The organism is Myxococcus dinghuensis (assembly GCF_024198235.1).
In the GTDB taxonomy this organism is placed as follows: Bacteria; Myxococcota; Myxococcia; order Myxococcales; family Myxococcaceae; genus Myxococcus; species Myxococcus dinghuensis.
This window is the reverse complement of sequence record NZ_JAKCFB010000003.1, coordinates 157,133-170,919: the sequence shown is the minus strand read 5'-3', so window position 1 is coordinate 170,919 and position 13,787 is coordinate 157,133. Positions and strand designations below refer to the sequence as shown.

Here is a 13,787-nt window from a genome sequence, read left to right as displayed (position 1 = left end):
AGGAACCACCAGCCACGCCCTCGCGAAGACCTGGGATTCTGGGGCAGCATGGAAGGTACATGCGTCTCGCGTCCTTCTTCTCGTTCCTGTTTCTCCTGGTGACGACCCCTGCCCTGGCGGAGCTGGATTCCTTCGGACTGGGTGATGGCCATCTCGGCGCGCTCACCGTCAGCACGCCTCGTCGCACCATCAACGCCGCCGTGCCGTTCTCCACCGAGGCGCTGTCCGGTGGAACGCTGCTCGTGGTCGACAGCACGGAGAGCTTCTCGAAGGGCGACCTGGTGCTCGTCCACCAGACCGCGGGCTTCGACCCAGGCACGGCCTCCGGGAGCACCGGGAACACGGACCCGGGCAACGTGGGACGTTGGGAGTTCGGACGCGTGGCGCGGGTGGTGACGGGCAGCCCGACGGAGATCCATCTCACGGCGCCGCTCGCGTACTCCTATACGGCCGAAGGGGCCCAGGTGGTCCGAGTGCCCGAGTACTCCACCGTCACCATCACCTCCAGCGGCACGCTCGTCGCTCCCGCCTGGAACGGGCGCAGCGGCGGCATCGTGGCCTTCCTCGCCACCGGCGCGGTGACACACAACGGTGTCATCTCCGCCGATGGACTGGGCTTCCGCGGCGGCGCCTTCGCCAACCATGCGTCCACGACGGGTTGCGCCGGCAATGACGTGCTGTCCGGTGACGGGGGCGCCTACAAGGGCGAGGGCGTGGTGGTGAAGCGCTACGGCACGGCCGCTGGCGCGGGCAACCTCGTCAACGCCGGAGGCGGCGGCAACTGCAATGGCGCGGGCGGTGGTGGCGGCGGGCACCGGGGCCTCGGCGGCACGGGAGGACGCTCCGCGCCGTTCGACAGCTCGCGCACGGTGGGCGGCAAGGGCGGCGTGGTGATGGCGTACTCCATCATCAACGCGGCCCTCTTCGGCGGTGGCGGTGGAGCGGGGGAAGGGGATGACAACGCGGGCTCGGCCGGCGCCGCCGGCGGAGGCATGGTGCTCGTGCGCGCGGCCTCGATGTCGGGGACTGGTCGAGTCTCCGCCAACGGCGCGTCCGCGTCCGCCGCGTCGGGCGAGGACGCCTCGGGTGGTGGCGGTGCGGGCGGCTCGGTCATCGTGCGGGTCGGCGGCGCGCTGCAGTGTGGCGCCATGCAGGCCAACGGCGGGCACGGTGGCGACGTGGTGGTGGAGTCCTCCGCGTACGGGCCTGGTGGCGGCGGTGGCGGTGGCTTCCTCCTGGCACAGGGCTCGTCGATTTCATGCCCGACCAGCATCGCCCCGGGAGATCCAGGGAGCGTGACGAACGCGGACGCGGGGACGTTCGGCCCGAGCTACGGCGCCTCGGCGGGAGGCTCTGGGGAAGATCGGGGCCACCTGGTCCCCTTCAAGCAACCCTCGCAGCCCGTCATCACCTCACCCACCGCGAACCAGGTCGGTGTGCGCGCTCGCCCTGTCATCCAGGGGAGCGCGGACCCCGGCCATCGCATCATCCTCTACGTGGACGGAGCGGCTTCCGTTCAGTTCTCCGCGGACACGGATGGCGCCTTCTCCGTCACCCTGCCGGCGCCCGCGCTCACGGACGGTGTCCACACGGTGTCGGCCCGCTCGGAGGGGCTCGGGCTCTACAGCATCGCGGCGACCGAGGTGTCCTTCACCGTGGGCGCCGCCCAGGCGAGTGACGCGGGCACGCTCGCGCAGCCCGTCATCGTCGTCCCCGAGGCGGGGGACGTGACGGGGCCGCTCCCGTTCATCGCCGGCGTCGCGCCCGATGCCGACACGGTGGGCATCTACTTGGACGACCGGCCCGAGGCCATCGTCAAGGCGGATGCGTTCGGGCGCTTCCGCTTCCAGGTTCCCGACGACGAGCCGCTGCTGCCCGGTCCGCACCGCGTCAACGCGCACGCGCACAGCGCCGCCGGCGACACCGGACCGTCCACGGCCAACACCATTTTCGAGTCCGTCGAGGACCCGCAGACACCCGACGCGGGTGAGCCGGACTCCGGGACTCCAGACGCGGGCGCGCCGGACTCGGGGACTCCCGACTCCGGCACTCCGGACTCGGGGACCTCGGATGGTGGGACGCAGCCGACGACGGATGCGCCGGTGGTCGTCGTCCCCGCTTCGGGTGAGGTCGTGGACCCCCGCCCGCTGTTCGCTGGCGCGGCCCTCCCCGGAGCCTCCGTGGCGCTGGAGGTGGACGGCACCCGCGTGGCCACGGTGGTCGTGGATTCGCTCGGCGCGTTCCGGTACGTGCTGCCCAAGGGCGCGGAGCTGGTCGAGGGCGAACACGCCGTCTCCGCCTACCTGCTCGTCACGAACGAGCCCGGCCCGCGCTCGCCCAGCACCTCCTTCCAGGTGAGGGGGCCCACGGCGCTCGATGTCGGCTGCGGCGGCTGCGGTGCCTCGCCGGCGGGCATGGCGGGGGCGTGGGCCCTGCTGGTGGGCTGGGCCGCGTTGGTGCGTCGCCGCCGTCGGTAGCGCGCCTCACGACGCGCGGTGAGGCCTCCCTCCCATGGACGAGGGAGGCCCGCGCGTCGCTCAGTCGTCGCCGCCGAGCAGCGAGCCCAGGCCGACGCCGCCCAGCACGCTGCCCTCCTCGCGCGCGCCACCGGGTCCGGCGGCGGAGAGGATGCGGCCCGCGAGCCGGCTGAAGGGCAGCGACTGGAGCCACACCTTGCCGGGGCCCCGCAGGGTGGCGAAGAAGAGGCCCTCGCCGCCGAAGAAGGCCGTCTTGATGCCGCTCACCATCTGGATGTCGTAGTCCACCGAGGGCTGGAACGCGACGATGCAGCCGGTGTCCACGCGCAGCATCTCCCCGGCCGCGAGCGTGCGCTCGCGCAGGGTGCCACCCGCGTGGATGAAGGCGAGGCCATCACCGCGCAGCCGCTGCATGATGAAGCCCTCGCCGCCGAACAGGCCGGTGCCCAGCTTCTTCTGGAACGCGATGTCCAGCGACACGCCCTTCGCCGCCGCGAGGAAGCTGTCCTTCTGCGCGATGAGCTCCCCGCCCAGCTCCTTCAGGTTCACCGGGATGATCTTCCCGGGGTAGGGCGCCGCGAAGGCCACCTTGCGCTTGCCGCTGCCCTGGTTGAGGAAGACGGTGGTGAAGAGGGATTCACCCGTCAGCAGGCGCTTGCCCGCGCCGAGCAGCGAGCCCAGGAAGCCGCTCTTCTTCTCGGAGCCGTCACCGAAGAGGGTCTCCATCTCGATGCCGTCCTCCATGTACATGAGCGTGCCCGCCTCGGCGACGGCTGCCTCTCGCGGGTCCAGCTCCACCTCCACGAACTGGAGGTCGTCGCCGAAGATCTGGAAGTCCACCTCGTGCATCTGCGCCATGTCGTCGCTCCGTCGAGTTCGAGAATCGTGACGAGATGGCGCACCCTATGGTGCGCGGGTCTCGATTCGCGAAAGCAAGACGAAGCGGACGCCAGGCTATTGCGCCAGCAGCAGGGAGAGCGCGGCGGCGAGCTCGTCGTTCTCGTCGGCGAGCCGCGCGGGCACGTAGAGCGACACGGAGCGGTCCAGCTTCTCGCCGCAGGTGCGCCAGCCCTCGTAGCGGTCATGCCGCGTGATGAGCAACTGGTAGTTGCACAGGCCCACCGTGCCGGTGACCTGCTGGGGGCCTACCTGGAAGCTGGTGAGCTGACCGCCGAACGTCCCCTCGGCCTCGAGGATCTCCTCCCTGTCGGTCACCTTCAGGTCCACGGGCTTGCCGCCGTACTGGCCACGGACGGTGTCGTTCTTCAGCGTGAGGTCCACGGGGCGGCCGAAGGCCTGGCCGCGGAGGGTGTCGTTGGCCAGCTTCAACTGCATGTCCGAGCCGGAGAGGCTCTGGTCGGTGACCTGGACGGAGACGTCGTTGTTCGACGTCTGGAGCCGCAAGGCCGACTTCGGCGCGGCCAGGGCGGTGGTGCTGGCGAGCAACCCGAGGGCGAAAAGGCGGGAGGTCTTCATGCCCTCAACCTAGGTCGCGCCTCGCTCGCGCGCGGAGCGTGCCGCCCGGGCGTGGGGCGGGGTGCTCAGTCCGCAGGCGGGACGGGCGTGCTGCCCCCGGCGGGCAGCTCCACCGGAGGGCCCTCGTCCGGGTCGAGCACCAGCCGGCGCAGCGTCCACGTCTCCGGCGTGTAGGTCACCCGCGCCTGGAGCACGCCGCGCCCGAGCGGGCCCTGCACCGTGAGGTCGAAGTCGACGCGCCCGCCTTCGGCCGCGCCGTCATGGGCGCGCAGGGTGAGGAAGCTGCTCGTCAGGGGAGCGCCGAGCCGGTCGGTGGCGAGCGGCGTGGACTCGGCGGTGCGCAGCACGAGGCGGTGGACGTCCGCCCGGCGCAGCTCGCGCTCCATGTCCTGGAAGAGGGAGCGGGAGATCCACGCGACCCCCGCCGCGAAGCAGCCGAGCCCACCGACGACGAGCGCGGCGGCCACCATCCAGCTCTGCCAGGGGCTGTCGCGGTGCTGCGAGGGCATGCGCGGGTCTCCGTGGCCTCACACTAACGGGCAGGCGGGCGGGTTGCCGGGCAGGCGACGAGGCCGACCGTTATGCTCCCAACCCAGCCCGGGGACGAATCATCCTGGAGCGTGCGGCGCGGAGGTCCTGGTCGTGGCGGAGCTGTCCGAAAGCGTGGAGCAGGAGGGGCGACGGTCTCGCGCGAGGCCCCGGGTGTCGCGGTGGCTGCTGTCGCTGGGCCTCATCCTGTCGATGTTCGGGGGGCTGCACGCGTACATCGCGACGCGCCTGTTCGTGAGCCCGGCGTGGCCCGCGCCCTGGGGCGTGCTGGGCTGCGTGGCCGTGGCGCTGCTGTTCCTGTCGCTGCCCGCCGGGCTCGTCTGGGCCCGGGGCGAGGCGACGCGGCTCTCGCGCGTGTTGCAGTGGACGTCGTTCATCTGGCTGGGGAGCTTCGGCGTCCTGCTCAGCGCGGTGCTGATGGCGGACGTGGTGGGCGCCGTGCTCGGCGCGGCGGGCGTGGTGCCGGAGGGGCTGCCGCTGGCCCGGGGCAAGGCCGTGGCGGTGCTCGCCGTGGCGCTGCCCGCGGTGGTGTACGCGTTCTTCACCGCGCGGGGCCGGGCCACGGTGGAGCGGGTGACGGTGCCGGTGGAGGGGCTGGGCGAGGGGCTGCGCGGGCTGAAGGTGGTGCAGATCTCGGACGTCCATGTGGGGCCCACGCTGGATGGTCGGTGGCTGCGGCGCGTGGTGGAGCAGGTGAACGCGCTGAAGCCGGACATCGTCGCGGTGACGGGGGACCTGGTGGACGGCGACGTGGGGACGCTCCGCGACGAGGTGCGTCCGCTGGCGGAGCTGCGCGGGTCGCTCGGGGTGTTCTACGTGACGGGCAACCACGAGTACTACCACGGTGGGCCCGCGTGGGAGGCGGAGGTGTCGCGGCTGGGGCTCACGGTGCTGCGCAACGCGCACCAGGTGGTGGAGCGGGACGGGGCGCGGCTCGTGGTCGCGGGCATCACGGACCACGACGCGGGGCACATCGTACCGGCGCACGCGAGCCGGCCGGACGTGGCGCTCGCGGGCGCGCCTCCGGAGGTGCCGCGCGTGTTGCTGGCGCATCAGCCCCGCTCCGCGCTGCGCGTGGCCGAGTCCGGCGTCCGGGTGGACCTCCAGCTCTCCGGCCACACCCATGGCGGGCAGGTGTTCCCGTTCATGTTCTTCATCAAGCTCCAGCAGCCGGTGGTTCGCGGACTGGCCACCGTCGCCGGGGTGCGCGTGTACACGCACCGGGGCACTGGCTACTGGGGCCCGCCGCTGCGGCTGGGGCCTTCGCCGGAGATCGCCGAGCTGACGCTCGTCCCGGCGGGGTGAGGTCGCGGAGGCCTGGGGCCAGGGTGGGCGTCAGGTCGATGGAGGTGGATGCGTCGGGTGCCGGCCCGGTACGGGCGGCTTCGAGCCACTCGCCGTGACGAGAGAGCGCACCATGTCGACCTTCGCAGTGGATGCCGTCGAGGAGACGCAGACCCCGCTGGAGACCGTGCCCCTGGGGGACCTGATAGGAGAGGCGCTCTGGTTCGTCCCTGACGCCGGGACGCGGGTCATCCAGCTCCATGGCGTGCATCCGCTCCTCGCCGCCGTCCATCAGGCCTTCGCGGACCACCGCCCCCTGGTCCTCTCCCCGGACGTCGTCTGGCTCACCCTCGCGCAGGGGCTCGCCCATCACATCCGTCTCAACGCCGAGCGGTTCCGGGGGCGCCTCGTCCGTCATGAGGGACGCTCGACGCTGAGGGTGGAGGTTCCTACGACACCTGGGACCGATGAGGAGTTCAAGGGGCTGTTCGGGGCCTTCCGGGAACAACTGCGAGTGGCCGTCGGCCCCGGGCTTCCCCGGCTGCTGTCCTGTGATTTCTCCACGAGCACCGACGTCGAGCGCATGGCGGGGGACGTGGTGCTCATGGACGCGATGTCGCCCTACTTCGACTTCGAGGTGATGATCAGTTGTGGCATCCCGCGAATCACGCTGCTGGGGACTCCCGAGGACTGGCGGGCCATCCGGCGCCGCGTCGACGTCGTGGCGGAGTTCGACCTCGGTTGGTGGACGTCTTCCCTGGTGCCCATCCTCGACGAGTTCATCCGCGCCTCGGAGGGGACGCCGGACCGGGAGTTCTGGAAGGAGCTCTACAAGCCTCGCCAGGCCTATGGATGGGACCGCATGGCGGGTTGGGTGATGCGGCTCTTCCCCTATGTCGCGGGCGCCGGGCGGTTCGACGTCCGCAACCCCTTGCTCGAACGGCCCCACGCGGAGCTGATGCGATGGTCGGAGGAGAACGCCGACGCGGATGGGTTCGACGTGCCGGGGATTCCGCTGAGGGACATCCCCGCCGGGCTGTCGAGCGTGCCGTTCCACATCTCGTACGAGGACGACGAGCGCCGGGAGACATGGTCCATCGAGGCGGGCGTGCTCGCGGCGGCGGTGGATGCGAAGGGCGCGCTCATGCCCCGCGCGGGCGTCGTCGTGCGCAAGGTGGCGGGCATCTCCGTCCCTGACTTCGTCGAGACGCTCGCGGCCGAGCACACCGTGACACGCGCGACGGAGCCCACCGCCTACCATGGCCTCGCGGAGCTGACGGCGCTGTATGACCGCGTCACCACGGCGACGCTCTTCCCCGGGACGAACCCCTGGCGCGTGCGACCCGTGTCGGAGCACATGGAGGTCGACATCCTGCTCCCATGGGGAACTGCCACCCTGGTGCACTGCATCGTCGACTTGCCGGATGGGAGCGTGCTCGCGCTGTCCAACCACTACGGCGAGCGTCCGTATGTCCTCATCCGCCTGCGCTCGGAACTCTTCCAGCCCTTCCCCGCGAAGGACCTGGAGTTCCTGTCGAATTCGTCGGACGACAATCCCCGGACGCTCCCGATGCGGACCTTGCAGCCGGCCTCGGAGATTCCCATCGTGGGGAAGTCGCTCCTCGAGGTGTTGACCCGGGCGATCGAGGTTGGCGGGGACGTGGGCCGGCTGACCCATACCGAGTGTCTCGCGGAGGTGCTTCAGCCTCGGCGGAGGCACGGTCGCACCACCTGAGTCGTCGTGCCTCGACTCGCCGGGCGGGGATAGGATTCCCCGGCGAGCGTCGAGGGCATGGTGCCTGGTCAGTCCACTCCGCACGCGATGAAGAGGGGGCAGGAGCATGATCACCTTCGAAGTGGACGAGGTCGAAGAGGCGAAGACGCCGCTGGAGACCGTGCCGCTGGCGCAGCTCGTGGGCGAGGCGCTCTGGTTCGCGCCAGACGCCCAGACCCGTGTCATGGACCCGGGCGGGCTTCACCCGCTGGTGGCCGCCGTCCATCGGGCCTTCGCTGAGCATCGGCCCCTCGTGCTCTCGCCCGACGTCGTCTGGCTGACCATCGCCCAGGGGTTCGCACAGCACGTCCGGCTGAACGCCGAGCAGCTCCGTTCCCGGCTCGTCCGTCATGAAGGGCGCCGCGTGTTGGAGGTCGCCGTCGAGTCCCTGCCCCAGGGTGAAGAGGACATCCGCGCCGTGCTCGATGGCTTCCGCGCATGTCTGCGCGAGGCGCTCGGGCCTGGACTGCCTCGGCTCTTGTCGTGCGACTTCTCCACCACCACGGACATCGAGCGCATGGCGGGGGACGTCGTCCTGATGGACGTCATGTCCCCCTACTTCGATTTCTACGTCACCTGTGTGTGTGGCATTCCACGCGTCACCCTGCTGGGGACTCCGGAGGACTGGCGGGCCATCCGGCGCCGCATCGACGTCATCGCGGAGTTCGAGCTGGCGTGGTGGACGTCCTCGCTCGTCCCCATCGCGGACGAACTCATCCGCGCCTCGGAGGGGAAGCCGGATCGCAAGCTCTGGAAGGAGCTCTACAAGCCCGTGGCCGCGTATGGCGGTGAGAAGGCCGCAGGGTGGCTCATGCGTTTGTTCCCCTACGTGAGCAATGACGGACGCCTCGACTTCCGCAATCCGATGCTGGAGGTGTCCCACGCGAAAGCGATGAAGCAGGCGAAGCAAGGGAAGAGTCCCTACGGCGGTCCCTGGCTCGCGCCAGACGCCGTGCCCTCGACTGTCTCGCGTGTGTCGATCCACGTGAAGGACGTCGTGGGCTCGCGGGTGCTCTGGTCCATCGAAGGAGGCGTCTTCGCGGTGGAGGTGGATGCCACGGGCGCGCTCGTTCCCCGCGCGGGCGTCATCGCTCGCAAGGGGAGCACGTCCGTCCTGGATGTCGTCGAGCGCATCTTCGCTGAGCATGAGGGGCAACACGCCGCGAAGTCCGGGCTGGAGGTCCACCTGGGGCTGGCGGAGCTGACGGCCCTCTTCGACCACCTCGCCTCCGCCACGCTCTTCGCGTGCACGAACCCCTGGCGCATCCGCCCCATCCTCGAACAGCCGGAGATCCACATCCTGCTCGGCGAGGACGAGGTCTGCCCGGTTCGCGGGATGGTCGACCTGCCGGACGGGACGATCCTCGCGTATCGCTCCTGCAACGGCAGGGCGCGCGAGTCCTTCGTCCGGCTCCGCGCGGCGTTGCTCCAGCCCCAGCCCGCGAACCCGAGCGGGTTCCCTTCGTACCTGCTGGATCACGGGCGTCATCCGCGCGTGCTCCTCGAGACCCGCGAGCCCGTCGAGGACATCCCCGTCGTGGGGCGCTCACTCGTCGCCCTGCTCGTCGAGGCCCTCGACCATGGAGGGGACCTGGGCCGATTGCCGAAGCTCGGCTCGCTCGAGGAGGAGCTGGAGCGCTCCCAGCGGCGGCCCAAGAGGGCTGGCGAGAAGGCGCCCGCGAAGACCTGAGGAGGGGTGTCCATCATGACCTCCGGAACTGAAGTTCAGGTTCATGGAGGTCATTGGCCGGTGCCTGCCTGGCGCTCCCCTCTGGCGAAGCCCCGACAAAGCCGAAAATTTAAGCCCAATTTGATATTTCCGTTATTGCTGGGTACTCTGTGCTGCGTGATTCCCGCCATCGCCCCCGTGCACGTCCTGATGGATTCCGTTGCTGCTCCTCGTCTGAGGGAAGTGGCGGTGTTGGACATGCCCCTGCTCGCGGGCGCGCGTCGCACCGCGTCGGCGTCGCGTGGGCCTCGGGTGATGGTGGTGTCCGAGTCCCCGATGTTGCGGTTGGCCATGGGGCGGGAGTTGTCGCCTTCGTTCGAGGTGGTGACCGCGTTGGGCGCGGCGTCCGCGGATCGCCGGCTGGACGTGGGCGTGGCGCTGGACGCGATGGTGGTGGACCTGGACGCGCCGGAGCAGTCCGGTGTGCCGGAGTTCCTGGCGCGGCTGGTGGCGGAGCGCGACTTCGGTGGTCCGCGCATCCTGGTGTCCTCGCGGTTCCGGCCGGAGATGGCGGCGGCGTTCAGCGGCTCGTGCCTGACGCACTTCGCGCTCGCGCGGCCGTGGCGTCCCGGGTCGCTGCGCGCCCTGATGTCGTCGGTGCTGGGGACCACCACGCCGCTGAGGGCCGCGGGCGCGCGCTGAGGTCTGCTTCATGAGTCGTTCGTCGTCCTCGCTCCCGGCGCGACTGCTGGACGCGGGGCGGGGTCTGCTCACCGGCGTGCTGAGCGCGCTGCGCGGCGTGGTGCTCGGTCTGGGCGTGGTGCTCGGTGGCACCGCCCGAGGCGTCGGGTGTCTTCTCCGAGGCCGTCGCGGGGAGGGGCTCTTCCTGGTGAAGCGCGGGCTGCTGCGGGTGGTGCAGCTTCCCCTCGACGTGGTGCTGATGCTCTCGCTTCGCGTCGTGAGCGCGGTGCAGGTGGTGTTCTGGTTGGAGCCTCCTGGCCGTCTCCTCACCGGCTTCGAGGTGGCCCGCCTGCGGCCCATCTTCGGCACGGGCCTGGACTACGCGGTGGTCCGAGTGAAGGAGGGCCCCCTGGGCGTGCTGGGCGTGTCCGGACGCGCCTTCGTGCACGGCGACGTCGTCTTCATCCCTCCGGGACGCGAGGCCTCGGACCTCGGGCTGCTGGTGCACGAGCTGACGCACGTGTGGCAGCACCAGTGTGTCGGCACCGCGTACCTCAGCGAGGCCATCGCCGCGCAGTGGGGGCGCGATGGCTACGACTGGCGCAAGGCCGTGGCGAAGGGCCTGCGCTGGGAAGAATTCAATCCGGAGCAGCAGGCCCAGTTCATCGAGGACGCCGTGTCGTCGGACCTGGTTCCCCTCACGACGCCGCCGTCCCCGAGGGCGCGGCTGCGAGGGTGGACGGAGCAGGCCCTCCCGTTGTTGGAGGAAGCGCTCGCCCGTCTTCGCGCGGGACGCGGCGCGACCTGAGCACGCGACTTCAGTCGTGTGTGGCCACGGCGATGCACCGCGCGGCCTCGGTCGCGTCGCAGCCGTTGAGCCCCGCGCCCCAGGCGGCGTTCGCCTCCAGCAGGGCCCAGCCCCGCCCCTCCACCCAGGCGGCGTCCAGCACGCAGGCGCGAGGCAGCGGCGCGTCGCGGGCGATGGCCTCGAGCACGCCGCGCGCCTCCTCGACGTCGCCCGTGCCTTCGTACAACGCGCAGGAGCGCACCCGCCCGTCGAGCACCCAGGCGCGCGCCTCCGCGCGGAGGGGGACGACCTCCGAGGACAACACGGGCGTGTCGGGCGTCAGGCCCCGGCACTCCTCCGCGAGCGCCTCCGCGTCCCGCCACACCGAGGCGCGGAACACCTTCGGGACGAGCGGCTTGATGAAGCGGGGGAAGGGCCCGGTGGTGACGCTCGCCAGGGTCGCGCCATGGACCTCGCGCAGGAGCCGCTCCGGGCGGACGCGGAGCAGCAGGTCGTCCGGCGGCGAGACGAGCGTCAGCCCGAGCTTCTGTGCCACCACGAGACAGAACGTGTCGTTGCCGTAGAGGCGGGTCCGCGCGGGCGGCAGCTCGGGCGGGTTCCAGAAGCGCTCCAGCCGGTGGACCGTGCCGCCCCCTGACTCCCAGGCGCGCGCGACGGCGTCGCGCTCCGGGTCGGCCTTGGCTGGAACGAGCAGGTGGAGTGCCTGGAACATGCGCGGACGCTAGCGCATCCCGCGCGGACCCTCATGCGCGGGTCACAGCTTGGGCGGGGCGATGGGGTCGTGCTCGGAGAGCATCTTCGCCACGCGGGCCTCGTCCAGGCGCGTGCCCAGCTGCTCCATCTCGTGCTGGTCGCGCACCGTCTTCGACAGGCTGAAGGTGGAGCCCACGGAGAACAACAGGCCCATCCCCAGGAAAGACTTCACCCACGGGTCCACCGGAAGGTGCCAGATGCCGATGGTCGTGACGCCCACCGACAGGGCGAAGGACAGCCAGGTCTGGATGACCCAGGCGGAGCTGTGCGGGACGACGACCTTGGGCGTGGAGCGGGACATGCGGGTTCCTCCGAATGCGAGTCGGGCTCGCCAACGGGGAACACCATGCCCTTCCGCTTCGTAAAGCGCATGGAACTAATCCATCGCGGATTGATAACCTGGAGTGGATGATTCAGCTCCAGCGCCTGGAAGGTTTCTACCGCGTCGCGCGCGCAGAGGGCTACGCGCGGGCCGTCTCCTCGTTCCCGTACCCCATCACGCAGCCCGGCATCCACCAGCAGGTCAAGCGCCTGGAGGCGGAGGTGGGCGTGGCCCTCTTCGAGCGCGTGGGCAAGGACCGCGTCGTCCTCACGCCCGAGGGCCGCGCGCTGTACTCGCACGTCGCGCCGTTCCTGGAGGGGCTCGACGCGGTGGTGCAGTCGCTGCGAGAGGGCGAGGTGGGCGGCACGCTGCGCATCCACGCCTCCGGCCACGTGCTGCGCCACCTGCTGCCCGCGTGGCTGCGCAAGCTGCAGGCGAAGCGGCCCGACATCGAGGTCGTCCTCTTCGAGTCGAAGACACCGGCGATGGACATCCTCGCCTCCGGCGACACGGACCTGGTGGTGGACCACCTGCCCGACGTGCCCGACACGGTGGACGCGCGCGAGGTCGCCCACACGCGGCCGTTCCTCGTGCTGCCCTCGAACCACCCGCAGGCCCAGCGCAAGCAGGTGCGCCTCTCCGAGCTGCGCGACGACGCCTTCATCGCGTACAGCACGGACCGTCATCTGCGGGAGCTCCAGCTCGCGGAGCTGGCGCGCGCGGGCGTCCGTCCGAAGCGGCTGCACGCGGCGGACTCGTCGGAGACCATCCTCGGCTTCGTGGCGGCGGGGCTGGGCTATTCGCTGCTGGCCTCGCTGCTGCCCCACGGCCCTCGCGAAGCGGGGGTGGTGGCCAGGCCCCTGCCGGGCGCGCCCGTGGGGGCCGTCCACGCCGCGTGGCGCAAGATGGCCGCGCGCAGCCCGCTCATCCAGGCCGCGCTGGCGCTCGCGCCCCGGCCCTGAAACGGCGACGGGGCCCCGCCTTCCGCCGGAGTGGCGGAGCGCGGAGCCCCGGCGAGGGCCACGGAAGTACGCGGAGGGTTCAGCCCCGGTACTGGTGGATGGCCATGATGGGGTAGTTCATCGAGGTGTAGCTGATGCGCTGCGAGCCATCCGAGTTGATGTTGTTGGAGCCGATGAACTTGGGCTGGCCGTTCTCCCAGCCCGCGAACATCACCACGTGCTCGCCGCTGCCGACCTTCATGGACACCACGTCGCCCGGCTTCGCGTCCCGGAGCGAGACGCGCTTGAACTGCGGGTCCGCGTCCAGCTTGTTCATCAAGCCCATCACGCTGTTGTCGTGCTGGCCGTTGGAGATCATCCCGGCCTGCTCGAGGCACGCGGAGACGAAGTTGGCGCAGTTGACGTTGTTGGGGACCCAGTCCTCCATGTCCGCGCCCACGCCGCTGCCCTCCAGCTTGAGCGAGCCGGCGTTCTTGCCCAACTGCGCGCGGGCGATGTCGTAGGGGTTGCCGAGCGGGCCCTTGGTGCCGTCCGCCGAGTCCGGCGGCGCGGAGCCGCTGGTGCCACCGGTCCGTCCCCCGGAGAGGTTCGGGCCGCTGCGGCCGGGCGCGCTGTCGAAGCCGTCCGTCGCGCCGGGGATGTTCATCGTCGCGTCGGCGTAGATGAGGTCCGCGTCCTTGATCTGCGGATTGGCCTTCATCAGCGCGTCGACGCTGGTGTTGTACTTGAGCGCGAGAGCGGAGAGCGTGTCGCCAGACTTGATGCGGTAGTTCATGGGGGGCGCTGTCGGGGGTGTGACTCGCGAGAGTGCTGGGTGAAACCTGCCCCTATTCTCGAAGGCTGAGACCGCCAGTTGCGTGGAAAGGTGTGTCCACGCCCAGATTCCCCAGGAATCACGCCAGGTCGCGTGGTTGCGCGGGCCGCGTTGACTCGGTGTGATTTTTCTCGATTCCTGGAGTGCGTGCCCGGCGAGGGGGAAGGCGGGAGGAGCGGACACGGGGCGGCGAAGGTCCTTGAACCCCCTGGAGGGGC

At 70.8% G+C, this 13,787-nt stretch carries 13 protein-coding genes; 7 read left to right on the top strand and 6 right to left on the bottom strand.

The features are described from left to right. The first annotated feature begins 59 nt into the window (after nucleotides 1-59). Nucleotides 60-2,477 carry an adventurous gliding motility protein AgmC gene (gene agmC / locus LZ198_RS05670; RefSeq protein WP_253970851.1) on the top strand — a complete coding sequence of 806 codons (2,418 nt, stop codon included), beginning with the start codon at nucleotides 60-62 and terminating at the stop codon, nucleotides 2,475-2,477. 60 nt (nucleotides 2,478-2,537) lie between these two features. Here agmC and LZ198_RS05665 read toward each other — a convergent pair whose 3' ends face one another. From LZ198_RS05665 to LZ198_RS05655, 3 genes are all read right to left on the bottom strand, one after another. Next, nucleotides 2,538-3,335 (bottom strand): TIGR00266 family protein, encoded by a 798-nt coding sequence (locus LZ198_RS05665; protein WP_253970850.1) that lies wholly within the window; start codon nucleotides 3,333-3,335, stop codon nucleotides 2,538-2,540. A 96-nt stretch (nucleotides 3,336-3,431) separates the two neighbouring features. After that, complete coding sequence (locus tag LZ198_RS05660; RefSeq protein WP_253970849.1) at nucleotides 3,432-3,953, bottom strand: hypothetical protein; 522 nt, start codon at nucleotides 3,951-3,953, stop codon at nucleotides 3,432-3,434. Between the two features lie 65 nt (nucleotides 3,954-4,018). Then, nucleotides 4,019-4,462, bottom strand: coding sequence for a cytochrome c oxidase assembly factor Coa1 family protein (locus LZ198_RS05655; protein ID WP_253970848.1), 444 nt, complete (start codon nucleotides 4,460-4,462; stop codon nucleotides 4,019-4,021). A gap of 133 nt (nucleotides 4,463-4,595) precedes the next feature. On the opposite strand from LZ198_RS05655, the gene LZ198_RS05650 reads away from it, so the two are divergent. From LZ198_RS05650 to LZ198_RS05630, 5 genes are all read left to right on the top strand, one after another. Further along, the gene (locus tag LZ198_RS05650) at nucleotides 4,596-5,807 is read left to right on the top strand and encodes a metallophosphoesterase (protein ID WP_253970847.1); all 1,212 of its coding nucleotides are present in this window, start codon (nucleotides 4,596-4,598) and stop codon (nucleotides 5,805-5,807) included. Between the two features lie 112 nt (nucleotides 5,808-5,919). Further along, nucleotides 5,920-7,521 (top strand): DUF4419 domain-containing protein, encoded by a 1,602-nt coding sequence (locus tag LZ198_RS05645; RefSeq protein ID WP_253970846.1) that lies wholly within the window; start codon nucleotides 5,920-5,922, stop codon nucleotides 7,519-7,521. Between the two features lie 106 nt (nucleotides 7,522-7,627). Then, nucleotides 7,628-9,250: a DUF4419 domain-containing protein gene (locus LZ198_RS05640; protein WP_253970845.1), complete on the top strand. Its 1,623-nt coding sequence runs from the start codon at nucleotides 7,628-7,630 to the stop codon at nucleotides 9,248-9,250. A gap of 237 nt (nucleotides 9,251-9,487) precedes the next feature. Next, the gene (locus LZ198_RS05635; RefSeq protein WP_256559309.1) at nucleotides 9,488-9,931 is read left to right on the top strand and encodes a response regulator; all 444 of its coding nucleotides are present in this window, start codon (nucleotides 9,488-9,490) and stop codon (nucleotides 9,929-9,931) included. Between the two features lie 10 nt (nucleotides 9,932-9,941). Next, a complete protein-coding gene (locus LZ198_RS05630) occupies nucleotides 9,942-10,718 on the top strand; it encodes a DUF4157 domain-containing protein (protein ID WP_253970843.1) in 777 nt (258 codons plus the stop codon). Between the two features lie 10 nt (nucleotides 10,719-10,728). Here LZ198_RS05630 and LZ198_RS05625 read toward each other — a convergent pair whose 3' ends face one another. Both LZ198_RS05625 and LZ198_RS05620 read right to left on the bottom strand, forming a co-directional pair. Then, nucleotides 10,729-11,430: an ATP-grasp domain-containing protein gene (locus LZ198_RS05625; RefSeq protein ID WP_253970842.1), complete on the bottom strand. Its 702-nt coding sequence runs from the start codon at nucleotides 11,428-11,430 to the stop codon at nucleotides 10,729-10,731. 42 nt (nucleotides 11,431-11,472) lie between these two features. Next, complete coding sequence (locus tag LZ198_RS05620) at nucleotides 11,473-11,772, bottom strand: YiaA/YiaB family inner membrane protein (protein WP_253970841.1); 300 nt, start codon at nucleotides 11,770-11,772, stop codon at nucleotides 11,473-11,475. Between the two features lie 107 nt (nucleotides 11,773-11,879). Here LZ198_RS05620 and LZ198_RS05615 point away from each other — a divergent pair, with 107 nt between their 5' ends. Further along, entirely contained in the window at nucleotides 11,880-12,755 is an 876-nt protein-coding gene (locus tag LZ198_RS05615) for a LysR family transcriptional regulator (RefSeq protein WP_253970840.1), read from the top strand. A 79-nt stretch (nucleotides 12,756-12,834) separates the two neighbouring features. Here the strand turns inward: LZ198_RS05615 and LZ198_RS05610 are convergent, their stop codons facing one another. Next, on the bottom strand, nucleotides 12,835-13,530 hold the full coding sequence (locus LZ198_RS05610) for a LysM peptidoglycan-binding domain-containing protein (RefSeq protein ID WP_253970839.1): 696 nt from the start codon (nucleotides 13,528-13,530) through the stop codon (nucleotides 12,835-12,837). Nucleotides 13,531-13,787: the final 257 nt, after the last annotated feature.

Bases quoted from the DNA above. Each gene is read 5' to 3' on its own strand.
- agmC (WP_253970851.1), top strand. From the start codon at position 60: ATGCGTCTCGCGTCCTTCTTCTCGTTCCTGTTTCTCCTGGTGACGACC.
- LZ198_RS05665 (WP_253970850.1), bottom strand. From the start codon at position 3,335: ATGGCGCAGATGCACGAGGTGGACTTCCAGATCTTCGGCGACGACCTC.
- LZ198_RS05660 (WP_253970849.1), bottom strand. From the start codon at position 3,953: ATGAAGACCTCCCGCCTTTTCGCCCTCGGGTTGCTCGCCAGCACCACC.
- LZ198_RS05655 (WP_253970848.1), bottom strand. From the start codon at position 4,462: ATGCCCTCGCAGCACCGCGACAGCCCCTGGCAGAGCTGGATGGTGGCC.
- LZ198_RS05645 (WP_253970846.1), top strand. From the start codon at position 5,920: ATGTCGACCTTCGCAGTGGATGCCGTCGAGGAGACGCAGACCCCGCTG.
- LZ198_RS05640 (WP_253970845.1), top strand. From the start codon at position 7,628: ATGATCACCTTCGAAGTGGACGAGGTCGAAGAGGCGAAGACGCCGCTG.
- LZ198_RS05635 (WP_256559309.1), top strand. From the start codon at position 9,488: ATGCCCCTGCTCGCGGGCGCGCGTCGCACCGCGTCGGCGTCGCGTGGG.
- LZ198_RS05630 (WP_253970843.1), top strand. From the start codon at position 9,942: ATGAGTCGTTCGTCGTCCTCGCTCCCGGCGCGACTGCTGGACGCGGGG.
- LZ198_RS05625 (WP_253970842.1), bottom strand. From the start codon at position 11,430: ATGTTCCAGGCACTCCACCTGCTCGTTCCAGCCAAGGCCGACCCGGAG.
- LZ198_RS05620 (WP_253970841.1), bottom strand. From the start codon at position 11,772: ATGTCCCGCTCCACGCCCAAGGTCGTCGTCCCGCACAGCTCCGCCTGG.
- LZ198_RS05615 (WP_253970840.1), top strand. From the start codon at position 11,880: ATGATTCAGCTCCAGCGCCTGGAAGGTTTCTACCGCGTCGCGCGCGCA.
- LZ198_RS05610 (WP_253970839.1), bottom strand. From the start codon at position 13,530: ATGAACTACCGCATCAAGTCTGGCGACACGCTCTCCGCTCTCGCGCTC.